The organism is Elusimicrobiota bacterium (assembly GCA_016722575.1).
Classification (GTDB): Bacteria; Elusimicrobiota; Elusimicrobia; order FEN-1173; family FEN-1173; genus JADKIY01.
This window is the reverse complement of sequence record JADKIY010000001.1, coordinates 410,860-436,245: the sequence shown is the minus strand read 5'-3', so window position 1 is coordinate 436,245 and position 25,386 is coordinate 410,860. Positions and strand designations below refer to the sequence as shown.

The following is a 25,386-nucleotide window of genomic DNA, read 5'->3' as shown; positions in this document are numbered from 1 at the left end:
AGAGGAGTTTTGAGTGGCGGGAAAAGAGGATTGGTCCCGCTCATCTGGGACGACGGAGACGGGGCGAACGTGTCGCCGAAATCCGTCCCTCCTCGAAAATCAGGAGGCGGGTTTCGGGGCTTCGTACCCGGGACGCGGCACCATGGCGATGGCGTCCCAGGGGCAAATCTTCATGCAGAGGGTGCATCCGGTGCAACGGTCCGCGTTGACCTCGCAGACGATGAGGGTCGTTGGAATCGTGGGGTCGTCGGAGGCTTTCCCGATGCAGTCGTCGTGGGGCATGACGGCCATGCAGGCCTCGCAACCGGTGCAACGGTCGGGGCTGATGTCCGCGATGGTGCGCGATTTCCGCGTTTGCGTGGGGGTCGCCATGGGGTCACAGTTTACTCGCGGGACAGCCCCGCGTCAATTGACACCCGGCCTCCGTCAAGCTAAAATGCCTCCCATGCCTAAGAGAACTTATCAACCCCACAAGCGTCGGCGCGCCAAAACCATCGGCTTTCGCGCGCGGATGGCCACGCCCGGGGGACGGCGCGTCATCAAACGCCGTCGCCAAAAGGGCCGCTGGAAACTCACGAAGTAGAAGTTGTTTCGAAACCGATCGCCGAGAAAAGAATTTATTTATCCGTGCCGAGTCGAGGCGCGAGAAGGGCGCGGGCCCTTGCGGCCCGTAACCGACGAGCAACGAAGACGCAGGCCGGAGAAATAAATTCCATTTCCGACGAGTGGTTTTGAGACAACTTCGAACCCCGCCCGGTTTTCCACCGCCGGACCGCCGATGCTCGGCGCCCCCCGCTGCCTGAAAATCGGACGTTCGCGTGAATTTTTCCTTCCGGCCCCACGAGCGGCTCACCCGTTCCCGGGATTTTGACCGCGCCCGGCGGAAGGGCCGCCGCCGCGTGGGCCGCCGCCTGGTGCTCTGGGCCTTCCGCCGGGAGGAATCCCCGGCCCGCGCCACGCGCCTCGGCGTCGTGGTCGGCCGCCGTCACGGCGGGGCCGTCCAGCGCAACCGCTTCAAGCGCCGCGTGCGGGACATTTTTCGGACGGAAAAAAACCGGTGGCCCCGGGGCTGGGACCTTGTGGTCACCCCCAAAACGGGCGGCCCCGCTTTTCCCCCTCCCCACGACGATTTGCGCGCGGACTTCCTGTTCCTCGTGGAACGCTCCGCGCACGGAGACAAATGAAATCGGTTCTGCAGTTTTTGATCCGCGCGTACCAGGCCGCGGGCTTTCTTTGGAAGCCCCGCTGCCGGTTTTGCCGACCTGCTCCCATTACGCCCTTGAGGCGGTGGAGCGGCACGGCGCGGCGCGCGGACTGGCCCTGACCCTGGGACGTCTCGCCCGGTGCCACCCCCTGGGTGGCCGCGGCGTCGACTTGGTCCCCCCCCTCCCCCAATGAAAAAAAACTACGTGTTGGCTTTTGTGTTCTCCATGTCCATTCTGGTCCTCTGGGAAGTGCTCGTCTTAAAACCCCAGCGGCAAGCGGCCGAAAAAGCCGCGGTCCCCGCGGCCCCGACGGCCCCGCTGACGGCCGCCGGGACGACGGCCGTCTCCGCCGCCCCCCGGGCGCCGATCAGCGAGCGGGACATCGTCTTCGACATCGGCGAAAACCGCCTCACGTTGAACCATTTCGGCGCCGCGGTGGCCCAATGGGAAATCCTGGAACAGGGCCAATGGGTCGCCCTGGTCCCCGCCCGACCGGGCGCCGCCCAGCCGCTGGCCACCTTCCCGGACTTGGAATTCGACATTCAGCGGCGGGACAACGCCGTGGTGTGCCGGGCCAAGCGCGCCGACGGCCTGACGGTTGAAAAAACCTTTACCATCGATCCGACCGGCCACCTCCAACGGGTCGCCCTGGCGTTGTCCAACACGGGGAAGTCCGCCGTGAACGCCGATTACGAAATCGGCTGGGGCCCCGGAATCGAAGCCCAGGACGAGGCGGCCCAGAAAAGCCGCGCCACCGCGGGCACCCAACGGGCCATCGCCTGGGAACCCCCGCGCCTCCTCCATTACAAGAAAACCTCCACCCAAAGCGGCGCCTACAAGTGGTGGGCGGTGGATGGACACTATTTCCTGGCCGCCTTCTTAAACGAACCGCCCACCGCCGTTTCCCTTCGGGTGGACAAGGACGAAACGTTTTACTCCGTTCACCGCCCCGTGGCCCTCGTCCTGGAACCCAAAAAATCCGTCACCGAAAACCTCACCTTCTATCTGGGCCCCAAGGGGTACGAGGACTTGAAGAAATTGGGGTTGGACCTGGAACGCTCCGTGGACTTCGGCTTTTTCGCCCCCGTGGGCCACGTGATCCATAAATCCCTCCTCGTGTTCCATCGGGCCACCCGCAACTACGGCTGGGCCATCATCCTGTTGACGCTGATCATCCAACTGCTGGTGTTGCCCCTCACGATCTCAAGTTTCCGCCACAGCCAAAAAATGAAAACCATCCAGCCCCAACTCAAACGCCTCCAGGAACTCTACAAAAGCGATTCCCAGCGTCTGAATGTGGAGATGTTGGCGCTCTACAAACGCCACGGCCTTCGGTTCATGGGAATGGAAGGGTGCCTGCCCGTCCTCATCCAACTACCGGTCTTCTGGGCCCTCTTTTCCACTCTGCGGAGCACCTACGAATTGCGGCACGCGCCCTGGATCGGTTGGGTGAAGGACTTGTCCGTCCACGATCCCTTTTACGTTTTGCCCGTTCTCATGGGCGGCGGCATGTTCCTTCAACAAAAGATGTCCGCCGCGGCTCTGGACCCGAACCAACGGCAGATCATGTACATCATGCCCGTCATGTTCACCTTCTTTTTCCTGAAAATGCCGGCGGGGCTCGTGGTTTACTGGTTGACCAGCAGTTTGATCAGCATCGCCGTCCAGATGGCGCTTCTCCGCCTGCACGCCCAACCCGAGGCCGCCCGATGAAAGAAATGCGGGAATGGACCGGGGAAGCGCGGACCGCCGAACGGGCGGTGGAGCGCGGGTTGGCCCAACTGGGCCTGAAGCGCGATGACGTGAATGTCCACGTCGTTCAGGACCGCTCCAGCGGGCTTTTGAGCCTGTTCGGTTTTCGGCGGGTGCGGGTCCGGATGGTGGAAAAACGCTCCGCCCGCCTCGACGCCTACCGCGATCACGGCCCCGACGACGATCGGTTTGAGCACGGCCGCGACGACCGGGGACCCCGCCGGGGACGGGAGGACCGCGAAGACCGCGGCGAAACGATCGAAAAATCCGGCGGCAAGAACGGCCGGCGGGATCGACGGCCTTCCAACGGCGGGAAGAACGACGACCGACCGGCCCCGCGGGGCCGGGGAGACCGTCGCGAACGGGACGAGCGCGGACCCGGCGACCGGCGCAACGCCCCCAAGGGCGCGCGCGGCGGCGACGCCCGCGGGAACCGACCGCCCGAGCGCAAAAACCGGCCGACGCCGGAGGCGCCACGACGGGCCGAACCGCGTCCGGAAACGCGGGCCCCCCGGGAACAGCGCGCCCCGCGCCCCGAGATCCTTCGCCCCTTCATTCCCCCCGAAACCCTTTTAAATCAATGGAAGGAATCCCTGGGCGTGGACGATCTCGCCTGGGAGTTCGGCCCCGAACAAAACCACCGCCTGCCGGTGCTGCTCAAAACAACCCGCGGCGAACGCCTTGCCGGAAAAAACGGCCGCGGCCTCGAAGCGCTGGAATACCTCTTTAATCTCGTGTCCTCGGGCGGCGATCGGGAGAAACCCTGGGTCGCCCTGCGCCTGGAGGGCTTCGCCTCGGCCGACGAGCAAAGCGTCGTGGACAAGGCCCTGTTCGCGGCCTTTCAAGTCCGCCGCACCCAACAGCTTTTCCGGATGGATCCCATGCCGCCGGCCCAACGACGCCTCGTCCACCAGGCCCTGGCCAACCACCCGGACGTCGAAACCGCCTCCGAGGGCGAGGGCCCCACGCGCAAAGTCGTCGTGAAACCCCGCGCCGCCGGGGCCGCTCCCGCGCCCAACGCCTAAGGATTTTTTTCTTCGGGCGGGCCCGTCCATGGAACCCCGCGAAACCGACACCATCGTCGCCGTCGCCACCCCGCCGGGGGAAGGCGGCCTGGGCGTCGTCCGTTTGTCCGGCCCCCGGGCCCTCGAGGTCGCCGACGCGATGTTTCGCGCCGCCGCCCCGCTGGTCGACGTCCCTTCCCACACCCTGCACCACGGCGTCGTGCGTGACGCCGACGAAACCTTGGACGACGCCGTCGCCGCCGTGTTCCGCGCCCCGCGCTCCTACACCGGCGAAGACGTGGTGGAACTTTCCTGCCACGGCGGTAGCCTGTTGATGACGCGGGTCCTGGAGCTCTGCCTTCGACGGGGCGCGCGGCTCGCCGGTCCCGGCGAATTCACCCGGCGGGCCTACGAAAACGGCAAAATGGATTTGACCCAGGCGGAGGCCGTGGCGGATTTGATCGCCGCCCGGTCCGACGCCCTGCGGCGCGCCGGACTCGCCCAATTGCGGGGGGGGTTGTCCCGTCGGGTGGCGACGCTCCGGCAACGCCTGGTGGACCTGTTGGCCCAATTGGAAGCCGGTCTGGATTTCGTGGACGACGAAGTTCCGCCTCTTTCGCCGGATCAATTTCAAAAACACCTAGAATATCTCACGTCGACCGTGGACGGCCTTTTGGCCACCTCCCGCGACGGGCGAAGGCTTCGAAACGGCCTTCGGGTCGCCTTGGCCGGCCGCCCCAACGCCGGCAAATCGTCTTTGTTCAACGCCCTCCTGGGCGACGACCGGGCCATCGTTACCGCTCGGCCGGGCACGACCCGCGACACGTTGGAAGAGCGCGTTCTCTTGAACGACGTGCCCGTGACCGTGACCGACACCGCCGGCCTTCGAACCGCCGCCGGCGCCGTGGAACGCGCGGGCGTGTCCCGGGCCCGCCGCGCTTTGGCGCGGGCCGACGTGGTGCTCGGGGTGGTGGACGGATCCAAAAAACCGGGGCCCGCGGACCGTCGACTGGCGGCCTCTTGGCGGCGGGGACGGACGATATTGGTTTTGGCCAAGGCGGACCGGGTCAAACCCGGAAAAGCCCGAACGCGCCAAGAGACGGCGTGGCGCGCGGCGTTGGGATGGAACGCGCGCCCCGGGACCTGGACGTCCTCCCGGACCGGGGCGGGACTGCCGGAGCTTCGGTCGTTGATTTTGGAGGCGGCGGGCGCGGGCGGTCTTCGCGAACGAAAGGAAGACGACGTTTTGATCAACACGCGCCACGAAGCGGGCCTGGGGGAAGTTCGCGCCGCGCTGAACGAAGCGGGCGGCGCTTCAACCCCCGCCGAAGCCCGGGCCTTGGAATTGCGGCGGGCCCTTGCGGCGCTCAGCGCGGTCACGGGGCGGGACGGCGACGACGTGTCGGAGGAGGTGTTGGATGCGATTTTTTCCCGTTTTTGCATCGGCAAGTAAGGCGGCGTTCCTGGCGGGCCTGGCTTTGGGAACGGCCCACGGCCTCCGCGGGGAAAGCGATTTTACGATCGACCCAAGCACCGTGGTCGCCGGGCGAACCTTTTCCGTTTGGCTAATCGCCTCGGCGCCATTGGGCCGCGTCACCGCCCGTTGGAACGGACGGCGAGCGCCGTTCTACAAGATGGGCGGACGCCGTTGGCGCGCGCTCCTGGGCACGGGCCCCTTGGAACCGGCGGGAACCAAGACCGTGACCATCGAGGGCGTTTGGTCCCGGGGCGGGCCTTTTCTGGAGGAAGTCCCTTTCGCGGTGGAAGAGGGCACCTACCCCGTGGGACGGATCAAGCTTTCGCCCGAGCGGGACGCGCTTTTCACCACCGGTTCGGTGGAGCGGGATTCTTTTGTTCTGGCCACGCTCTACAACCAGGCCCCCACCGCGAAACGTCTTTGGAACGGCGCCTTCGTGCGCCCGTCCACGGGCGTGGTGTCCTCGGTTTTTGGCGCGCGACGCTCCTACGGGGACCGCCCCGCGTTGAACCCCCACACCGGAACCGATTTGGCGGCCCCGTCGGGCACTCCCGTCACGGCGCCCCAACGGGGCGTGGTCGTCTTCGCGGGACGGATTGAAAGCTTCGGGAACGTGGTGCTGCTGGACCACGGCCAAGGCGTCTACACGTATTACCTGCACATGCGCGCCCTCGCGGTCCGGGCCGGCGACCGGGTCAAAACCGGGCGCCTCCTGGGCGAAACCGGCGCCGAAGGCATTGCCACGGGCCCCCACGTCCATTGGTCCCTCACCGTTCAAGGCGAGCGCGTGGATCCCCAGGATTGGGTGGACCGGTTCATTCCATGACCCCCGAAGCGCACCACCGCCACGCCGTCTCCACCGCCCGGCCCCGGCGGGTGCTCGTGTTCGCGGCGGTCCTCACCGGCGCGACGTTTCTGGTGGAGCTCTGGGGCGCCCGGCGGAGCGGTTCCGTGGCCCTGCTTTCGGACGCGGCCCACGTGTTCATGGACTTCGGCGGTCTTCTCTTTTCCTATTTCGCCGTGACCCTGGCCGAGCGCCCCGCCTCGGACCGGCGCACCTTCGGCCTTCACCGGTTGGAAGTGCTGGCCGCCGTCTTCAACGGATTATTGGTATCCGGGGTGGCCCTGGGCATCGCGTGGAAATCCCTTCACCGATTTCACGGGACCGCGCCCCTCCCCGGGACCGGCCTCATGATGGGGTTGGGCCTGGCCGGACTCGCGGCCAACGTGGCGGTGGCCGCGGCCCTGCACGGGCCGAGCCGGACCGACGTTAATCTTCGGGGTTCTTTCTTGCACGTGGCGTCGGACGCGCTGGCCAGCGTGGGGGTCATCGGGGCGGGCGCCCTGATCTCGGCCACCGGCTGGCGGGCGGTGGACCCGCTGGTGGGACTCTTGATCGCCGCCTTGATCCTGGGAAGCGCCCTGCCGCTTCTCCGGGAATCCATGAACCTCCTTTTGGAAGGCGTTCCCGCGGGTCTGCACGTGTCGGAAGTGACCGCGGCCCTGCGCGCCCTCCCCGGCGTCCTCCGGGTGGAGGACGTCCACGTGTGGGGTCTTTGCTCCCACCTCGTGTCTCTTTCCGCCCGGGTGATCCTGGAACCCGCCCGCATGAACGAACAGCCCCGGGTGCTGTCGGCCCTCCAGGCCCTTCTTCGGGAAAAGTTTTCCATCGGGCATTCCACGCTCCAGCTGGAATCCGCGGAACCGAACGCTCTTCCGTGACTCCCCCCGACCGTCCTTTTTGGAAACGCCCGCTCCTCTGGGCCTGGGCCTTTTACGATTTCGCCAATTCCGCCTTCGCGACCACCACGCTCGCCGTCGTCTTCAACGTCTATTTCGCCAAAAGCGTCGTTCCCCCCGAGGGAATCCGGTGCTTTGGCCGCGCTCTGTCGGGACCGGCGCTTTGGAGCTTTACGGTGTCGGCGTCGATGTTCGTCATGGTTCTATTGGCGCCTTTGCTGGGCGCCGTCGCGGACTTGTCCGGAAAACGGAAATCCTTTCTTCGCTTTTTTTGGATTTTGGGAGTCCTGGCCAGCGTCGGACTTTTTTGGGTCACGCCGGGACGGGTGGCCCTGGCCGTGGGGTTGTTCGCCCTGGCCAACATGGGTTTCGCCGGCGGCAACGCCTTCTACAACGCCTATTTGCCGGACCTGGGGCCCCGGGAATCCCTGGGGGCCATCTCGGGTTTTGGTTGGGCCATCGGATACATCGGGGGCGGGCTCTGCCTGGCCCTGGATCTGGCGTTGATCCAACGCCCGGCCTGGTTCGGGCTCTCCACGGACCATTTTCTTCCCGTGAGGGCCAGTTTGCTGTCGGTGGGGCTGTGGTGGGGCCTTTTTGGTCTTCCGCTGTTTCTATTGAGCCCGCCCGAGAGCGCCGGCGAAAAACGGCCCGCCATCGCCTGGGCGCGGCTGGGGTGGACCCGATTGCTCGACACCGCCCGAAACATGGCCCGTTACCGAAATCTCCTGGTCTTTGTTCTCGCCTACGCCGTCTATAACGACGGCATTGAAACCGTGATCCTGACCGCCTCGGTCGTGGGGGCGGAGTTGCTGGGCCTATCCTCCGGGGAGCTCATCCAATGCTTCCTCATGATTCAAGGGGTGGCCTTCCTGGGCTCGCTCCTCTTCGGTTATTTGGCCGATCGGTGGCGCCACAAAACGGTGATCCTGATCACTCTCGCGGTTTACGCGGGGGTGATCTTCTGGGGCGCCCGCATGACCTCCCGGGGCGAATTCTGGGCCCTGGGCGTCGTCCTGGGCTTGGTCCTGGGGGGCAGTCAGGCCGCGAGCCGGTCTCTCATGGGATTGCTCACGCCGCCGGAGCGCAGCGGGGAGTTCTTCGGATTTTTCGGCGTGGTGGGGAAAGTGACGGCCGTCGTGGGGCCTTTGGTGTTCGGTCTGGCCGCCCAGGCGGGCGGCGTACGGCGGGGCGTTCTGTCCCTGCTGGTGTTTTTTATTCTGGGCGGGGCGGTGCTGGTTTTCGTAAAAGAGCCCGGGACGCCTCCGCCAGCGTCTTGACGGGCAATTGCCCCGGCGCCAGGCGGCGGCGAACAAACCCGTAGGTCAGGCAGGACCCCCACCGAAATCCGTCCCGCCGGGTGGTCTCCCCCAAGGGGCCCATGGCGATGAACACCCGGCGCCGAAACGTCGACTTCGCGCAAAAATCCATCAAACGATCCACGTCGGCCCGACGGCGCGGCCGGGCCGCGACTTTAAGCACGTCGGCCCCCAACCGTTTCGCCTTCCGCGCAAATCCCGAGAGCACGGCGCCGGACGGAATTTTTTGAAAATCGTGGGCGCTCACCACCACGAAACGGCCCCGTTTGTGGGCTTCAAATTCCACGTGGCGGTTGATCTCGTTGGCCGAGAGTTCGATGTCGACCCCTTGAACGTCGGAAAGCGCGGCGCGGAACAGCGCCAGGCGGTCCTGCTCCCGAAAATGGGGCGACAGGCCGCCGCCCTCTTCGCCGATGCGCAACGTCAAAAGGAGGGGACGCCGAGCGGCCTCCCGGGCCGATTTGATGAGGCGGCGAAGCGATTCCGGTTTTAAAATATTTTTTGGGAACAAGTCGGCGCGGATCTCAACAATGTCGGCCCCCTCTTTGGCCGCGCGGCGGGCGTCGCCGACGAGGTGGGCGGCGTCGCCGATGGACGCCACCACGAGCGGACGGCGCCCCAACGCGGAGGGGAGGCGTCGTGATTTCACGATTGGGAAGGAAAAGACGCGCGGCGCGGATCGGTCATGTTGTTGATGATCAGAATAAATGATCGTCGGGTAAAAATCAACGGCGATTTTTAAAACGAGACCCGGAACCCGTATCGAAACGTGTCGCCCAGGACCCCGTAGGGCGCCCAGGTCACATCGAAGGCCCAGCGGGTGAAATCCAATCCCAGCCCCAGGGACAGGCCGGAGGCGCTGTCGGCCTCGGCCGCCGAGGAGTTGTAACCCGTCCGCAACCGACCCCGACCGTCCTTGAACAAGGGGTGAGTGTATTCGAGCCCGGCGGATTCGGCGACATCCCCTTTGGACGGAAGCCTAAGATCGGTGGAAAAAGTGAGCCGGTCGTTGGGGGTTCGAAGGGCCACGCCGAACGCCGCGGTCATGGGCAAGGGGTCTCCCTCTTGGTCGAACTTTATTTCCCCGCCCAGGTTCCGCAGAGCGAGGCCCGTGGTGAGCGGACGCCAGGGCGTGCGCCACAGGGCGCCCAGGGTGGCCGCCGCGCCGCCGGCCGATCGGCCGTCGATGGTTTGCCGGACGTAGGTGGCGGCGAGGCCGAGGGCCCAGTCGTCGCCCAGGGCTTGCCCCCACCCCAGATGGTAAGCCGCATCGCGGGCGTCAAACACGCCGTCGGGGGCGTCGGTGTCCAACGCCCGTTTGGGAATGTTGGGAACCGAGAAGGACGTCACGCCCAATCCGACGGTTGCCCGGGACACCGGAAGGGCCGCCGCCATGAAATCGTGGCTGGCCTCTTGAAGCCATTGGCTGTGGGTGGCGGCGATTTCGGGTTTTCGCAAATGGGCGAGGCCCGCCGGATTCCAAATCAAGGTGGACGCGTCGTCGGCCACGGCGGTGAAGGCTTCGCCCAGGGCCGCCGCCCGGGCGCCGGGGGCGATCTTCAAAAAGGCCGCTCCGACCGCCCCCGCCTTGCCCGCCGCGTGAACGAATCCCGCGGACGCCAACACCCACCCCATCGCCACCGCCGAAATCCGCGCTCGCCGGATCATTTGACCACCGCCATCTTGAAGAAGGCCTCGTCGCCGCCGTCCACCGTCAGCCGGCCGAAATACACCCCGGAAGCCACTTTGTCGCCCGCGTCGTTCTTCCCGTCCCAGTCGGTGTAGTAGTACGTCCCGCCGCTGGGCGCCGTTTGGGCGATCGTGCGCACCAGGCCCCCGGCCACGTCGTAAATCTCGATCTTCACCGTCCCGGCCGTCCCCGGCGGCAACCCGTAGGCGATCACCGTGCCCTCCGTCGCTTGATCCTGGGCCGGCGTCGTGTGGTTCAACGTGACCGTTTTGGTTTTCAAATTAAAGGGGTTCGGGACGTTGTGGACAAACAATTTTTGACCCGTGTAATTGTTCGTTCCCACCACGGGCGCCTGGCCTTGCAGCACCACGAAGGTCGACAGGTGTCGGACCCCGACGGTGATGGTTTTGTTCACCGTGTCCACCGTCCGCTGGCTTTTCTCTAAAAGGAACACATTGTTGTTGGGATCGAAATAATAAACGTTCAAATTGGCCGGGTCGGCAATGGAATCGTCGTATTTGAGCGTCAGGAGCGCTTCGTTTTTCAAGACGTGGCTGATCCCGGCGGGTAGGAAAATATCGTAAAACGCGCTGAAGGGCGATACCGTCGGCGCCAGCCGAACCGCGCGGTAAAGACTGTCCACGGGGTAGGCCGCCGCGCCCAGGCGTTCCGCCGTTTGGGCCGCCCACCGGGAGGCCCGCTCCGCCCGGCCGGCCAGGGAAGGGGCGCCGGCGGGCAATTGGTCGAGGCTCACCGCGCTCTGCAGGCCCACTTCCACCGAAGACGATCGGTTCACCGCGAAAGTGCCGGAGGGGAACGTCGCGCCCGTGGCCACGCCTTCCAGGGAGCAGTCGCCGCCCGTCACGTTGGGGATCGAAGCCGACCGGCGGCGGCCGATGCCGGCGAAAAATTCAAAATCCTTATCGAACAAGAAGGTGTCCCCGGACGGGTCGTCGGGGTCCACCACCGTGGTGTGAAAATGCAAACGGAGGACGAAGGAGGTTTCAATCGGCGTGGCGTCATACACGACGGTGAGAAAGTCCCGGGAGGGGCTCAAGTCCACGCTGGCGATGGTCCCGGCGCCGCTGGAGATCGTGACGATCTGACTCGTGTCGTTGTCCGCGTCGGTCAAATGGCGGAGCGGTTGGCTGGCGAAAAACCGCAGGGTGTATTGGTTGGCGACGCGTTCCTGGTTCACGAACACCTTGGGACCGGCCGGGCGGAACACCACGTCGATGACGCGGCTTTCCGTGGTGGTCGCGAAAACGATCCCCGTCGCCGCTTCCCCCACTTCGCCTTTCTTGGAAACGAAAAGAAGGGAATAGTTCTTCCCGGTCTGGAACCCGGACAGGGAATAGCCCGTGACCCATTGCGTTTCGGAATTGGTCTCCATCGTGCCGAAAACAAAATCCTCGAAATTCTGGTCCACGCCGATCACCATTTGCAGTTCGGAGGAACTGGGGGCGGAGCCGTCCGGTTTGGCGATGGCCCCCGACACCGAGGCGCCCAAGCCCAACGTCACCGTTCCGACGTTCGTCGCGCCGGTTTTGGCCACCAGGATTTTCTTCAACGCCGTGGAGTACCCCGCCGAAATGGCCCGGAAGGTGTACGCCCCCGGTTTTAAACCGTCGATCCGAAAGGTCCCGTCCGGGTTCGTGGTGTCCTCGATTTCCCCCAGGGGATTGTCGTCCAGGGCCGCGCCGTCGAAGTGCAAAGCGATGTTCGCGCCCCGGACGCCCGCCTGGTTGTTTCCGTTTTCGAAGGCGGGAACGAGCGGGGCGCCGTCCAGGGTTCGGATCGAACCGATCAAGGCGCCGCTGGCGGGGGTCAAGGCGAAATCAAGCCCCGTGATTTTCAACGGATCGTTCACATCGATCATCCGGATTCGTTCCTGCGCGTATTTGGTCCCCGACAGCTGGCCGAACACGTCCCCGGAACGGAACCGGGGAGACGCGATCACGTCGTAATAACGCTGGTTCCGGTCCACGCCGTGAAATTCGTAGCGCCCTTGTTCGTCCGTGAAGGTTTCAATTTGGAAATTGTGGCGGTCTTCCCCGTTTGTCAGCGACGGGACGGCGGTGAGGCGGATGTTGGCGAGGGACGCCCCGGTCGTGTCGGTCACGGTGCCCGAGAGCGTGCCGCCCTGGCTCAAGTCCACGGTGCCCAGATCGACGACTTGACCCGCGGCCAAACGGACCCCGCCCAGCACCACGGGGGCGTAGGTCCGCAGGCCTTTGGCCTGGGCTTCCCGGCCGAAATCGGAGAAACCCCGGAAGGTGACGTCGTAAGTCGTGTCCGGGATCAACCGCGTGATCGTGAATTGACCGGTGTTGGGATCGAGCTTTGGGCCGGACCCGTTGTCGCTTCGTTCGGCCTGGGCGTACCCGCCCGGAACAAAGGGGTTGGCTTCGGCAAAAATTTCGAACCGATCCGGCAAGAAGCGGCCCGCGTTTTGCGGGGTCAAGAGCGTGTCCGAATCGGCGTCCCGCAGGCGGCCCACCAGCGTTGCCGCCGCCACCAAATCCACGTCGAGGGTGGCGTCGCTGTTGGCGACCTGCACCGTTTGCGCGGGCGCGCCGTATTTGACCGGAAGCGTCTTTTCATAGACTTCCAATACGTAGGTTCCCGCGGCCAAATGAGGAACGGTGTACGACGCCGCGCCCGTGCCGTTGGTGTCGGCCTCGGTCTCGAAGATGGTCAGGTTGTCCGTTCGGTGGAGGCGGAGCACAAAATGGCGGGGATCGGTGGCGTCGTCGCCCACGGGTCGGCGAAGGGTGCCCGACAACTTGGCCCCGTTCGACAAGGTCAAATCCGCCCCGGCCACGGACGCGGTGGTCAGGAAAACGATCCGGTCGGAGCTGGCCATGTCCGGCAGACCCGGCGGGGAGGAACAGCCGCCGCAGTTGGCCGGCGGAGCCGGCGGATTCAAGTCGCTTTGAACCCGGAACAAGTACCCCCCCGGCGTCAGCCCGTTGAGCGCGAAGGTCCCGGAACTGGCCCAGGGGGTCAACGGAATCTCGCGGAGCGGCCGGGTGTTTTCGTTAAAACGGTCCGGCAAGGGGAAGGCGTAGACCTGAACCGTGGGGGCGACCGACGCCGCGGTCAAACCCGCCATGGAGCTGACCGTCACGCTCCAGGTGCTGGGCAAAATGAGGTTTCCCTGCAGGGACACCGTTCCCCCCACGGTGTAGGTCGGAACGGCCATGTCCACGTTCAAGGTGGTGGTGGAACCGTTTTTCACGGACACGCCCACCCGCCGAATGAGGCCCCGACCCGCGTTGCCGTTCAATAGCGTCAGGGTGTAGAGACCGGTGCCGAGGGCGAGTTCCGATCCGGTGGCCGGTCCGCCCACGGGTCCGGAAAGATGGCCCGATCGCTCGTCCCGGTCCGGTCCGTCCCGTTCCAAGCGGTAGGCGATGGCCCCGGAAAGATCCCCCGGCGGAAGGGTCGCCGACAGGTCCAGGCGGCCGGAAAAAGCGTCGAAAGTCAGGTCGGTGCCCCCGGCGCCGCCCGAGACCGTAAGATTTTTCGGTCCCGGGGGATTGGTTTGAAAACCGGGAACGAACACCGAAAGGTTGTACACGCCGTCGGGCAACCCGGCCAATTGATAGAGCGCCGATGTGACGGGCCCCGGGCCTGTGGAGACGCACACCTGGGTAAAAGCACTGGCGAAACTTCCCGGATTAAAGGCGTGAACCGAAAGGGGCACTTGGCCGGCCCCGCAGGCGGCCCCGCCGTAATTCCCGCCCGTCAACCCCGAGGTGTCGCCGTTGATGGTGATCGTGCCCGTGGCCAGGCCGCCGGTGTTGAACAGCGGGAAATCCACGCCGGAAAGGTCCAGGTTGGCCACGGACACGGGGGTCGTTGAATTTTGAACGAACCCACGGGCGAACGCCCGAAGCGTGTAGGTCCCGGGGTTCACCCCGAAAACCTGGTAGGTGGCCGAGGAGGCGCCGTTGGAAACAAAGGCACCGCCCCAGGCCGCCGGGGACGCCCCCGCCGGCACGGTGGGAACCGCGTCCACGGAAACCCATTCGCCGCCGAACGGACTTGAAAGGGGGCCGGGGAAATTCAGGGTCCCGGCGATGTTGGCCTTGCGAAACATGGCTTGCACCACGTCCACGGTTTGGCCCGGTCCGGTGGATTGGCCGGGCACCGTGAAATGGCCGTATTGGGGAAGGTCGATTTCAACGGTGTACGCGACCCCCGGTTTAATCGCCAGAGAGGTGAAATTGCTGAAATTTGAGTCGGCCGCGGGCAATCCATTGTCCGAAACGGTATTCCCCGGCGCCAAATGCAAAGGCCCCCCCGCCACGCTCGAATAGGACGCGTCGTGAACAAAAATATTCCCATACAAATCAAACGGCGGCGCGACGTCCACCGTGGCTTTGACCCGGAGGGTGGCGCCCGGCCCCAACACCACGTTGCCCACGTCGGAGCTGGCGACGACGGCAAAGTTCTGGGGGGCGAACCCGGGCCGCGAGAGGTCCACGTTGTAGGACTGTCCCGCGACCAACCCGCCGACAAAGAACGACCCGTCGTTCGCCGAACGGGCGAACCCGCCACCGCCCGGACCGTTCACTTGGATGTTCGCGTCGGCCACCGGAGAAAAAACCAGGTCCGTCGCGGTACCGCGCACAAAGGCCGTGTTGACCGTGACGGCCAGGGTGGACGAAACCAAGCCCGCCCCTTCGGTTTGAAACCGGGCGAAATACGTGCCGTTCGGCACCGTCCGCCCGTCAAATCCCGACCCGTACCAATAGACTTCCCCCGGGCCGCTGCCGAAGAAACGGCTCACAACGCCCGTCGTGAACGAGGTTTCCGTGGACAGGTCGCATTCCCAGTAAATCCCGGGGTCCGGCGGATCGCAGGACAACACGGCGGCGTCGTCCACGCCGTCCCGATCGGGGGTGATGGCGGTCGCGGTCCCGGTGGCGGTGGCGGGGTCCGTCGTCGTGCGGGCGTTCAAATTGGAAAAACCGGCTCCGCCGGGCAGAACGTTGAAAGAAAAGTAAGCAAAGCGCGATTCCCCAACCGTCGGGAAATTGACCGCCTGTACCTGGAGATACAGGTTCCCCTGGCCGGGATAGCGGAATTTAAATTTGCCGGAGAAGGGCTGTCCGCCGGGAAGCGCCGCGGTGGTAAAGGTCGTCGCAAAGGCGTCGGTGGACAATTGCGGAACGAAGGGTCCACCGGCGTCAAATCCCGTGAAAATCAAGGCCGTGGGGGTGCCGGTCGCCGTCAGCGCATCGTTAAAATCCCGGACGCTCACCGCGAGATCCCCGGACGCCGCCCCGGAGGAGATGGTCATGCTCCAGCTGTCGTTCATTCCCGAAAGCCGGACGTGATCGGGGGTGCTCCCCCCGAGGGCGCCGGAGCTGATTGTTAAATCGACGTTGGAGGAGGTGATCCCCATCTGCGCGGCGTAGGGGCCCTGGGAGAGGGCTTTGTCTTCGAAGGGTTCCGGATTGTAGGCCCCCGTGGACCCCGTCGGTTGGGTATCGAGCCAGGCTTCGACGGTGTAATTGAGGGTCGGGACCAGGCCCCCCAGCGAATAGGGGAAGGGGCCGCCCCCGACGGGGAATTCGATGGTCTGCCACTTGTGGGCCGGGTGGGCCAAATCGATGGCCCGGACGATCAACCGCTGTCCCGATTGGGCGCTGTTGTTGAACAGCTGTCCCGTCACTTCCGCCCGGGGAATTAAATTGATCGTGACGCCCGCCGTGCTCACGCTGTCCACCGGCGCTGTCCAGTGGCCGGCGGGATCGTTAAAGGGAAAGGGGCCGAACCCGCCCATGGGTTCCGTGCTTCCGGGAACGCCGTCGGAATTAAGATCGCGGTACGCGTAGAGATAATATTCCGTGGGGTTTCCGAAAAAGGGCAAGGTCGGAAAAGAAAAAGCCGCGCTGCCGATCACGGCCAGGGGAGCGCTGGCGATGAACACCGACGGGTCGTTCGCCAGGGCCGGGTCCGTGACCGGGAACGTGGAAACCATCAGAGCGACCCCCGACGGCGAGGCGGAGATGGTGGAGGATTGCACGACGGTGCCCGAAATGGAAACGGTGGCCGCGGCCGGCGAGGCCCCCATCGCCACGACGATCCCCGCCAGCCACCCGATCGCCCGCTTAATAGTCATAACTGAACCCCATCATGTAGTTGGCGATTTTGTAGTTGTAGCGGAAAACTTTCTCGTATTGCATGTTCGAATCGCTCCAGGCCAGGGAGGTTTGAAAGCGAAGGCGCATGTTTTTGGCCACCGGGTAGGTCACGGCGAATTGAGTCGTGATTTCGGATAAACTTAGCTTTTCCGACAAATAATCGCCGTTGCCGTCTTGGGTGGGTCGGTGGGAGTAGGTTCGCCGTTGGTACGACGCCGACAGGGAACTCACCCACTTGGATTCGCCGAAGGCGGCGGACACCTGGGGCGCGAGGCTCCATTGGCTGTAATCGTAGTGGTTGGACAAAAACACGGCTTTCCGGGCGTCGAAATGGTTTTGATTTGACGACTGGCTACCGTAGGACAACCCGAGCGTGCCCACCGCCCGAACAGCGTCGCCCACGGTGAAGGGATAGGCCGTTTCGACATTGAGCGACAAGGTCGTGTCGGTGCGGTCGGTGCCCGTCAGTCCCCCGTCGGATTTGACCACGGGCTGATCGCCGAACAATCGCCGGTTGGCGAACACCGCCACGTCCAAACGGCCCGCGGCCGGCAAAGGCGACCACCAGCCGAGGGTGATCAGATGGTTGGAACTGTCCAACACCTTGGCCCCGGCCAATTCCCGGGCCAGGGTGGGATCGGCGGCGGATTCGAGGGATTCGTAGTTGGGAAAGGTGAGTTGATAGTAATCGTAGGCCAGTCGGCCGCCGGCGCTTTTGGTTTGATCGAACTCCGCTTCGAGACCCCCGGACAGTTTGCGGTAGTCAAAGAGTCCGTCCCCCCACTTTTCGTCCACGGTTTCCCGAAGAAGCTCCAGCTTGGCCCCGGCCGAGGGTTTCAACTTCCACCGTTCGCCCATTTGGTGGACGCTTTTCACCAGCAATCCGTGACTCATGGAGTCTTGAAACAACGTCCCGCCCCCGGCCAGTTCCTGGACGTCCCGGGTGCCGGAATAACTCCCGGCGTAAGTCGGCAGCAGGGTCCATCGTTCGCTGAATTTGACCGCCGGCGTGTAGTTCGCCTTGATGTTCCCGGCCAAGGCGCTGGAGCGCCCTTCGAAGAAATGTTGCCCGCCCATAAATTGGAGGGCCCACAGCGGCGTGACGTCCGCCGCGCCGGCCGACCCGGACAAAAGAAGAGCCGCCCCCAGGGCGCCCAGGCGCCTCATTTGAGCAACCCCGATTTGATCAGGATTTTCGGTTCCACGACGAGATCGATCTTGCGCCCCTGGAATTCCGTGGCTTCGGTGACTTGTTCGTAGTTCCATTGAAGCAGTTGGTCTTTGAACCCCGAACCCGTGGTCAATCCGTCGAAGGCGCTCACGGGGCCGATTTTCCCGTCATCGGACATGATGTAGGTGTTTACGGTTTCGATCGTCCCGTCGCCGTAATAGAGCGTGACCCGGTTGTGAAGAACGTCGGCGCCGGAGGGCGTTTCGGTCACGGGAAAAACGCTCCCCCCCGCGAAGGTGTAGGTGGCGTCCTGGTCCTGGGCCAGAATGTTTGTGATGCCCAGCGTGCCGTCCGGCACGTAGGATTGCTTGCTGTTGCCGTTGATGAGATGGCTGTAGTTGTTGAAGGCGGTGCGCCAATAGGTGTCGGCGGTCGTGAGGGTTCGGAAGGTGTCCTGGGAAGCGTCGAAAACCCCGGCCGCGCCGCCCCCCGCGTTGAATTGGGCGTCGGTGATGGTCACGAACCGGTCCCCCACGGGGTCGTACACCTTGTGGAAGGTTCCATCGGCGGTCGTCGTCACCTCGTTCGCCAAAATGGTCCGGGTGTTCGTGGCGTCGGTGGGATCCTCCAGATAATAATTGGTGCCGTCGTAGGTGATTTTGACCAGATGGCCGCCGTTGGCCTGGTCCAACACCGAATCCCGGGTGTTGGATTGGCCCATTTCGTAGGAATCCAAATAGTAATCGGGCGCGGCGGCCCCCAATTGGCCGCGGACGTCGTTCAAGGCCACGGACAGATCGTCGGGCAGCGTTTGATTGAAAACGCCCCGGTAGTAAAAGTAATCAAACCGATTGTCCCGCTCGTTGAGCACGACCAGCTTAAACGCCCGGTCTTGAAGGTTGACCGCCAGTTCCTGGGGGCGGCGAATGATGTATTCCTCGAGCCGCACCCGGTCGCCGTTGACGTCGATGAGGGTTTTGCCCTCCTGGTATTCGGCCAGGCGCATTTCCTCGGCCGCGGCGGCCATGACGGCTTCTTTGCTCATGCCGAGTCCCACTTCACGCTTTAAGGCCGATTTGTCATCGGATTTCTCCTCCTCGGCCGGCGTGTCTTCGGAGGACTTGCCGGGCACCGGATCGCCCAGGGGCCAACCGCTCATGAAATCCACCCGCTCCCCCGCGTGAACGTCCATGTCCCGCCCGCTTTGGGCCAAGTTGACCACGCCTCGGGTTACATCCAAATAGCCGTTTTTGCCCTCCTCGCCCACGCCCATTTCAAAAATGGTTCCCCGCACCGAGGCCGCGGCCAGGGGCGTTCGAACTTCAAATTTGCTGGACGGTTTTAGCTTTTTGACGAAGGATTTCATCCGACCGACGGCCAGCGAAAAAATGCGGTTGGGGGAGGATTCCAGGACCTTGGCGCGGCTGCCGCCGCCCAAGACGACGCGGGAGCCGTCGTCCAATTTGAGGACCGCGCGGCTGGATTTGCCGGTCCGTATTTCGTCGCCGGGTTTGACCGAGGAGCCTTTCCGGAGGGCGTACCATTTATTGTTTTGGGCCCGGGCCCGACGGATTTCCGCCGGTCCGCGAACGGCTTTGACCACGACCGGGTCCGCCGAAAGGGAACACAAAAAACCCAGGGGCAAAAAGGCCCCCAGCGCCCAAAAACCCACCCGATGATGCGCGTTCGACAAACCCATTTGGCAGGGACCCGTTGGGGTCCATGGAAGTGTAGGACCCGAACGTTATTTTGTCAACGGCGAGTATTAAACGAGGGGGAGGCGGTACAACCGGCGCGCGTTGGCGGCGGTGACGGCGGCGATTTTCTCCACCGCCACGTGCTTAAGCTCCGCCAGGGCCCGGACCACGTCGGGAAGAAGCGCGGGTTCGTTGCGCTTTCCCCGATGGGATTGGGGCGGCAGGTAGGGGCTGTCGGTTTCCAGCACCAGGGATTCCAGGGGAAGGTGGCCGATCAGGGCGCGCAGGACGGAGGCGTTGGGATAGGTCAAGGGACCGTCGACGCCGATCATAAACCCCTGTTGAAGGAGTTCCCAGGCGGCGGGAGCGCTTCCCTGAAAACAGTGGGCCACGCCCGCCGGTCCCCCGTCGGAAAGCCGGAAAGGCCGTCGGCGCAGGAGGTTTAACAAATCCGATTCCGCCGCCGTGGAAGGCGCGGCCGCGTCCCGGCAATGGAGGACGACGGGTTTCCCGCCCCGGGCCGCCACCTCCAACAACTTTTCCAGGACCCTCTGTTGAACTTCGGGCGGGGAGTCCGGACGGTGGTAATCCAAACCGATTTCCCCCACGGCCACGCAGGCGGGGTGACCAAGCTCGGCGGCCAAGCGATCCGGAAGTCCGTCGTCCGCTTTGACCGCGTAGTAGGGGTGGTGGCCCGCGGTCCAGTAGACCCGGCCCGGGTGGGCCTCGGCCAGGGCTCGGGCCTTGGGCCACTGGCTTTCTTCCTCGCCGATCTCCACCACGGCCGCCAGGCCGGCGGCCCAGGCCCGTTTTAAAACCTCCTCGCGGTCGGCGTCGAACTTCTCGTCCGCCAGGTGGGCGTGGGTGTCGATGACCCCGAAGACGGTCAAGGCTTCGGCGCTTCTTTTCGGGGGAAGAGCGGGCTCCCTTTTCGGATTTTTTGGCCGGGGTCGAATTGAATTCGGCCGCCCGCCAGGGCCCGGGCGGCTTCGGCGCCCAGGGGACGGGGTTCGCCCAACTGCCGCCACATTTCCTCGGTCATCGTGGGCATGAAGGGGTGGAGGGCCACGGCCGCCACTTTTAAAACCCGGGCCATTTCCGTCAACACGGCGTGGGTTCGCGGGGCGTCCGTTTTGACCAATTTCCAAGGCGCGGTGTCTTCGGCGTATTTGTTCGCCCGATTGACCAGACCAAAAGCAACGTCCAAGGCCTCGTGAAAAGCGGTCCGCTCCAGGGCCTGGTTGTAAGCCCGGGCCCAGTCGGAATTCTCGGCCAGCAGGTCCCCGGTGCCCACGGGCAAGAGGGCCGAATCGAAATTCTTCTCCAACAGATTCAACACGCGGTTCAGCAAGTTCCCCAGGGCGTTGGCCAGTTCCGCGTTGTAGCGACCCAACAGCGCCTTGGCGGAGAAATCCCCGTCGGCGCCGAAGGGCACTTCCCGCAGTAAAAAATAACGGAAAGCGTCGACGCCGAATTCATCGGCCATCCGGTGGGGGTCCACCACGTTGCCCCGGGACTTGGACATTTTTTCCCCGTCGACAGTCCACCACCCGTGGGCGAAGACGGTCCGGGGAAGAGGAACGCCCAGGGCGAGGAGCATGGCGGGCCAAATGACCGCGTGGAAACGAAAGATCTCCTTGCCCACCAAATGAACGTCGGCGGGCCAGAATTCCTTGTAGAGCGCGGCCGGCGCCGCGGGATCGTATCCCAGGGCGGAAATATAGTTGATGAGCGCGTCGAACCACACGTACACCGTGTGGGCGGGGTTGGACGGCACGGGAACCCCCCAGGCCACTTTGGTTCGGCTCACCGAAAGGTCCCGGAGGCCCATTTTGACGAACTGGACGATTTCCGGCGCCCGGGATCTTGGCTGGAGGAACTCGGAGTGTTTTTCAAAGTGGGCCAGGAGCGGCGCTTCAAAGGCGGACAGCTTGAAGAAATAACTCTCCTCTTTCAGTCGTTCGACGGCCCGGCCGCAGGTGGGGCATTTGCCTTCTTTTAATTCCGATTCGGACCAGAAGGTTTCGTCGGGGACGCAGTACCAGCCCTCGTAGGACCCCAGGTAAATGTGGCCTTCTTTTAAGAGCTTTTCGAAGATTTTCTGAACGACGCCGATGTGGCGGGCATCGGAAGTTCGGAGGAAATCGTCGGGGGTGACGGTCAGGCGGGCCCACAGCTCCTGGAATTTGGCCACGACCCGGTCCAGGTAGGCCCGGGGCGTTTGGCCCGCGGCGGCCGCGGCCTGGGCAATTTTGGCGCCGTGCTCGTCGGTGCCCGTCAGGAAATGGACCCGGGCCCCGGACAGCCGTTTCCAGCGGGCCAGGACGTCGGCGGCGATCGTCGTGTAGGCGTGGCCGATGTGGGGCACGTCGTTGGCGTAGTAAATGGGGGTGGTCAGGTAATAGGGTTTCAAGGTCGGACCTCCGCCTTCTCTCGGGCCCGGCGGCGGAGACCCAGGAGCAAGGTTTGCAACGTGAGCGTGACGTGGGCGTTTTGCCGGAGCCGGTGAAGGGCCGTCAAACTGTCCCGCAGGGCCTCGGCGGAGCCCGCGCCCCGTCGCAGGGATTCCTGCTCCCGGGCCATCAGGGATTCCACGAGGCGTTCCGCGGCCGAGCGGCCGAGGCGCGGGTTGCCGAAGCCCTCGCACCAAGCCAAAAGCTCGCTCAAGGGCACCGACGTCCAGTCAAAATCCAGCGCGCCGCTCCCGTCGATGGCGGCCAGCGCCCGGGCGACGGACCCTTCGGCCACCGCGGCGGCCGTCCGGGTTTCCGCTTCGGAAACGCCGGGCTTAAGCCCCCGTACAATGTCGGCCAGCGTGCCTTGATCCAGGGGACGAAAGCGGACCAGGTGGCACCGGGAACGGATCGTGGGCAAAAGCGCCGTGGCTTCCCGGGCGATCAACACCAGGTGAGTTGCGGCCGGGGGTTCCTCCAAAATTTTGAGCAGGGCGTGGGCGGCGGCGTCCACCAGGGCGTCCGCCGGGTCCAGCAGGGCGACTTTGACCCGGGCCTCGGAAGGCTTCAAGCGGAGGGTGTGCTCCATCTCCCGAACGGTGTCTATTTTGAGGGATTTTTGCTTTTCCACGGGTTCCTTGAGAAGAGCCGCCTGGCGCTCAAAATCGACGGAAAGAAGATCGGGATGCCCCCCCGCCGCGGCCTTTCGGCAGCCCACGCATTGGCCGCAGGCTTGGACCGGGGACGCCGGCGCCTCGCACAGCAGAATTTGCGCCCAAAGTCGGGCGGCCTTGGCCTTGCCGACGCCTTCGGGGCCGACGAAGAGATAGGCGTGGGGCACCCGGCCCGCCGTCAGGGCCGAAGCCAAGACGCCCAGGGCGGCCTCTTGCCCGCGAACATCGGACAGGGTTCCGAAAGAAGCGTCGCTCATGAAAATGTTTTCAACCTTTTTGCGGTCCATTGGTGAATCTCCCGACTCACGGAATCCAAGGATCCCCAGGGGACGACGACGATGCGGCGCGGGTGCTGCCGGGCCAGGGCCCGGTATCCGGCCCGCACGCGCTCGTGGAAAGCCAAGGGCTCCCGTTCCAGTCGGTCCCCGGCCAAACGACGCCCCCCTTTGGAAATCGATTTTGAGAGGGACCGGGCGGCCCGAAGGCCGCGATCCACGGGAACGTCGAGGAGAAAAGTCAGATCCGGCGTCAAGCCGCCGGTGGCCGTTTCGTTCAAGCGGGCGATTTGACGGCGATCCAACCCCCGGCCGTACCCTTGGTACGCCGTCGTCGCGTCGGTGTAACGTTCGCAGACCACCACCCGGCCCCGGTCCAGGGCGGGGCGAATGATTTCGGCCACGTGCTGGGCCCGGGCCGCTTCGTAAAGGAGGAGTTCGGTCATGGGCGCGACCCGACCGCCGGGACGCAGGAGGACGCGGCGCACGGCCTCGGCGATGGTGGTGCCCCCGGGCTCCCGCGTGTGGACCACGCGCCGCCCGGCGCGGCGGAGGGAATGGACCAGAAGGCGGGCCTGGGTGCTTTTGCCCGATCCTTCGCCGCCTTCCAACGTGATGAAATAACCTTGTTTCACGGAAATTCTCCCGTGGCCCCGGGCGGAGCCCGGAGAAAGTCCGCCTTTCCGCCTTGGCCGTCCATGGATTCCAGCAAGAGGCGGCCGGCGAAAGCGGGGCCGTTATCGACGGTGGAAATTTACCATTTCCCGGGGAGAGGGTCAAAATGCCGCGGGGCGCGGCGGGGAATTACATCCAGGTGGCGGTGCTCGGGCGGACCTCGTCCCAGGTCTGCCGGACGAGCACGACGTTAAGAACCGGGACGTCGGGCAGGTTGCCGAGGTAAAACACGTAGGTGCGTTCGCTGGACGTCGTGGTGACGTTCCCGACGACCCAGATGCTGCCCGCGTGGTCGTAGGGCGCGGTGATGGACAGGTTGCCGCCCACATACAGAAACCCGAGAATGCCCACGTCGGAGTAGGCGCCGGCCGCCGGACCGCCGGTCCAGGTCTGCGTGCCCAGGCCGAAGGTCGCGGCTTGGGTTTGGAACCCGGTGTCCCCGGGGTATTGATTGGCGGCGGCGGTATCGATCGCGGCGTATTCCCGCCAGGCTCCCGACGGGATGGCCACGGTGGACACCAGGTTGTCTTCGTCGGCGATGGTCAGGTTGCCCCGGACGATCATCGTGCCTTTGACGGCGTTGCTGTGGCCGGTGAGCGTGCCTTTTCCGGTCAAGATAAGGCTGTAATTCGAATCCCAATACCAAATCAAATTATCTCTGGAACGCGCGTGGTGGTTCGAATCGTGGAGGTGGCAGACCGTGGCGCTGTAGTGGGAGGCCGCGGTGGCGCCCCCGCTTTGACAGACGCTGTGACTCCCCACGGTCCACCCGACGCACTTTCCCGCGCCGGAGGTGTTGTCGTTGGTGCGGTAATTCAGCGTGCTGTTCACGGACGCCGACGCCCGCATGGTCGTAAAATCCAGGACGGGGAGGTCCGGGCAGGGGTAATCGGACCACCACTCCACGTTGTTGGTGTTGGGGGGGTTCAAGCCGTTGGTGTCGCGGTTGGCGCCGGCGCCGCCGGTCTTTTGAACGACCTGTTTGGAGAACTTCCGCGGGAAATATTCCCCGGAGGCGGTGCCCGAAATGTTGATGTTCCCGTGGGCCATGACGGGGCCCCAGTGGGCCGAGAAGTCGTCGGAATAGCCCACGGTGCCGCCCGTGAACACCCCGCCCGGAAACGCCATGTTCTGGAACGAGGCCCGGAGGGCCCGGACTTGGCCCGTGTTCACGTCTTTGGCCTCGGCCACGACGGTGACTTGCTGGGCCGAGGGCCCGCTCGAAAACCGGATGCGGTACTGGATCCCCGGAAGGTCGGTGTAGGTCGCGTCGAAATTGTACCCCGCGATGACCGTTCCGGTACTCGCCTGGGACCAGGTGGAGGTGGAACTCTTCAGTTTCCAAACGGCCCGGTCGACCGCGCCGTCGGCCCCGTTGAAGGCCACCATGGTCATTTGGTCCCGGGTGGACCATTTGGACTCGTTTTTCCCCCACTGGACCATGAGCGGCACGAAAATCAGAAGCACGGCGACCAACACAAAAGCGCCGATCAGGACCTGGCCGGATTCTTTTCGTTTGGAATTCAGTTTTTTTAACATAGGTCGGGAATTCCCCTCCCGGAACACTCTCCCCCAGTTTAACCCCGGGAAAGCGCTCTTTCAAGCCCCGTCAGTCCATAATGCGTATGCGCTCCGAGGCCACGTGGAGCGCCTTTTTCCGCCCCTCGTAAATGCTCTCCTCCAAGGTCATGGACATCGACAGGATCGACATGTCGCTGGACCGGGGGAAGAAGAAATTGAGGAACCGAACGTGGGTCGACAGCGTCGAGGTGCTGGTCCCGATTTGATAGAGGTTGGTGCCGCTCTGATAATACGTCAACGTCCGGCCGTCGACCGTCGTGAACCGGATGCGGGAATAATATGGCTGTCCGGTGGCGTTGTCGAGCCGGATGGTCAACGACTGGGCTTGGCGCAGGTTTTTTGAAATCGTCGTCATGGCCGACCGGGCTTCGCGTTGGATATTGACCCGGGCGCGGTTCAGAATAAAGAACCGCTGGGTTTGAATAATGAGAGGCGCCACCATCGCGATCAGCATCGCCACAATGGACACCGCGATCATCATTTCGACGAGCGTGTACCCCCGGCGGCGGATCGGT

General features: G+C 64.4%; 20 protein-coding genes and 1 pseudogene. 9 read left to right on the top strand and 12 right to left on the bottom strand.

Features of this window, described 5'->3' with window-relative positions:
- Positions 1-99 precede the first annotated feature (99 nt).
- Entirely contained in the window at positions 100-372 is a 273-nt protein-coding gene (locus tag IPP68_01995; protein ID MBL0349133.1) for a 4Fe-4S binding protein, read from the bottom strand.
- Between the two features lie 73 nt (positions 373-445).
- On the opposite strand from IPP68_01995, the gene rpmH reads away from it, so the two are divergent.
- The 9 genes and pseudogenes from rpmH to IPP68_01950 all read left to right on the top strand — a co-directional run bounded on the left by rpmH (position 446) and on the right by IPP68_01950 (position 8,458).
- Positions 446-583 carry a 50S ribosomal protein L34 gene (gene rpmH / locus IPP68_01990; protein MBL0349132.1) on the top strand — a complete coding sequence of 46 codons (138 nt, stop codon included), beginning with the start codon at positions 446-448 and terminating at the stop codon, positions 581-583.
- A 235-nt stretch (positions 584-818) separates the two neighbouring features.
- Positions 819-1,184, top strand: a complete 366-nt coding sequence (gene rnpA, locus IPP68_01985) for a ribonuclease P protein component (protein ID MBL0349131.1) — start codon at positions 819-821, stop codon at positions 1,182-1,184.
- Positions 1,181-1,398 (top strand): annotated as a pseudogene (yidD, locus tag IPP68_01980) (membrane protein insertion efficiency factor YidD). Before rnpA ends, yidD begins: the two are co-directional and overlap by 4 nt.
- Positions 1,395-2,918: a membrane protein insertase YidC gene (gene yidC / locus IPP68_01975; protein ID MBL0349130.1), complete on the top strand. Its 1,524-nt coding sequence runs from the start codon at positions 1,395-1,397 to the stop codon at positions 2,916-2,918. The pseudogene yidD and the gene yidC overlap by 4 nt, the downstream one beginning before the upstream one ends.
- Positions 2,915-3,982 carry a Jag N-terminal domain-containing protein gene (locus IPP68_01970; protein ID MBL0349129.1) on the top strand — a complete coding sequence of 356 codons (1,068 nt, stop codon included), beginning with the start codon at positions 2,915-2,917 and terminating at the stop codon, positions 3,980-3,982. Before yidC ends, IPP68_01970 begins: the two co-directional genes overlap by 4 nt.
- Before the next feature lie 28 nt (positions 3,983-4,010).
- The gene (gene mnmE, locus IPP68_01965; GenBank protein MBL0349128.1) at positions 4,011-5,414 is read left to right on the top strand and encodes a tRNA uridine-5-carboxymethylaminomethyl(34) synthesis GTPase MnmE; all 1,404 of its coding nucleotides are present in this window, start codon (positions 4,011-4,013) and stop codon (positions 5,412-5,414) included.
- On the top strand, positions 5,380-6,264 hold the full coding sequence (locus IPP68_01960) for a M23 family metallopeptidase (GenBank protein ID MBL0349127.1): 885 nt from the start codon (positions 5,380-5,382) through the stop codon (positions 6,262-6,264). Before mnmE ends, IPP68_01960 begins: the two co-directional genes overlap by 35 nt.
- Positions 6,261-7,160 (top strand): cation transporter, encoded by a 900-nt coding sequence (locus IPP68_01955; protein ID MBL0349126.1) that lies wholly within the window; start codon positions 6,261-6,263, stop codon positions 7,158-7,160. The genes IPP68_01960 and IPP68_01955 overlap by 4 nt, the downstream gene beginning before the upstream one ends.
- The gene (locus tag IPP68_01950; GenBank protein MBL0349125.1) at positions 7,157-8,458 is read left to right on the top strand and encodes an MFS transporter; all 1,302 of its coding nucleotides are present in this window, start codon (positions 7,157-7,159) and stop codon (positions 8,456-8,458) included. The genes IPP68_01955 and IPP68_01950 overlap by 4 nt, the downstream gene beginning before the upstream one ends.
- On the opposite strand, the gene IPP68_01945 is transcribed toward IPP68_01950, so the two are convergent.
- The 11 genes from IPP68_01945 to IPP68_01895 all read right to left on the bottom strand — a co-directional run bounded on the left by IPP68_01945 (position 8,394) and on the right by IPP68_01895 (position 25,352).
- Positions 8,394-9,146 (bottom strand): type I 3-dehydroquinate dehydratase, encoded by a 753-nt coding sequence (locus tag IPP68_01945; GenBank protein MBL0349124.1) that lies wholly within the window; start codon positions 9,144-9,146, stop codon positions 8,394-8,396. The two genes, IPP68_01950 and IPP68_01945, sit on opposite strands and share 65 nt — an antisense overlap.
- A gap of 89 nt (positions 9,147-9,235) precedes the next feature.
- Positions 9,236-10,165: a PorV/PorQ family protein gene (locus tag IPP68_01940; protein MBL0349123.1), complete on the bottom strand. Its 930-nt coding sequence runs from the start codon at positions 10,163-10,165 to the stop codon at positions 9,236-9,238.
- On the bottom strand, positions 10,162-16,323 hold the full coding sequence (locus tag IPP68_01935; GenBank protein ID MBL0349122.1) for a hypothetical protein: 6,162 nt from the start codon (positions 16,321-16,323) through the stop codon (positions 10,162-10,164). The genes IPP68_01940 and IPP68_01935 overlap by 4 nt, the downstream gene beginning before the upstream one ends.
- Entirely contained in the window at positions 16,313-17,512 is a 1,200-nt protein-coding gene (locus IPP68_01930; protein ID MBL0349121.1) for a hypothetical protein, read from the bottom strand. Before IPP68_01930 ends, IPP68_01935 begins: the two co-directional genes overlap by 11 nt.
- Positions 17,509-19,215: a FecR domain-containing protein gene (locus IPP68_01925; GenBank protein ID MBL0349120.1), complete on the bottom strand. Its 1,707-nt coding sequence runs from the start codon at positions 19,213-19,215 to the stop codon at positions 17,509-17,511. The genes IPP68_01930 and IPP68_01925 overlap by 4 nt, the downstream gene beginning before the upstream one ends.
- Before the next feature lie 66 nt (positions 19,216-19,281).
- The gene (locus tag IPP68_01920) at positions 19,282-20,103 is read right to left on the bottom strand and encodes a TatD family hydrolase (protein MBL0349119.1); all 822 of its coding nucleotides are present in this window, start codon (positions 20,101-20,103) and stop codon (positions 19,282-19,284) included.
- Positions 20,100-21,626, bottom strand: a complete 1,527-nt coding sequence (gene metG / locus IPP68_01915) for a methionine--tRNA ligase (protein ID MBL0349118.1) — start codon at positions 21,624-21,626, stop codon at positions 20,100-20,102. The genes IPP68_01920 and metG overlap by 4 nt, the downstream gene beginning before the upstream one ends.
- Positions 21,623-22,627 carry a DNA polymerase III subunit delta' gene (gene holB / locus IPP68_01910; protein MBL0349117.1) on the bottom strand — a complete coding sequence of 335 codons (1,005 nt, stop codon included), beginning with the start codon at positions 22,625-22,627 and terminating at the stop codon, positions 21,623-21,625. Before holB ends, metG begins: the two co-directional genes overlap by 4 nt.
- A complete protein-coding gene (tmk, locus tag IPP68_01905; GenBank protein MBL0349116.1) occupies positions 22,594-23,250 on the bottom strand; it encodes a dTMP kinase in 657 nt (218 codons plus the stop codon). The genes holB and tmk overlap by 34 nt, the downstream gene beginning before the upstream one ends.
- Positions 23,251-23,419: 169 nt before the next feature.
- Positions 23,420-24,829: a hypothetical protein gene (locus tag IPP68_01900; protein MBL0349115.1), complete on the bottom strand. Its 1,410-nt coding sequence runs from the start codon at positions 24,827-24,829 to the stop codon at positions 23,420-23,422.
- Positions 24,830-24,899: 70 nt separating this feature from the next.
- Positions 24,900-25,352 (bottom strand): hypothetical protein, encoded by a 453-nt coding sequence (locus tag IPP68_01895; protein ID MBL0349114.1) that lies wholly within the window; start codon positions 25,350-25,352, stop codon positions 24,900-24,902.
- Positions 25,353-25,386: the final 34 nt, after the last annotated feature.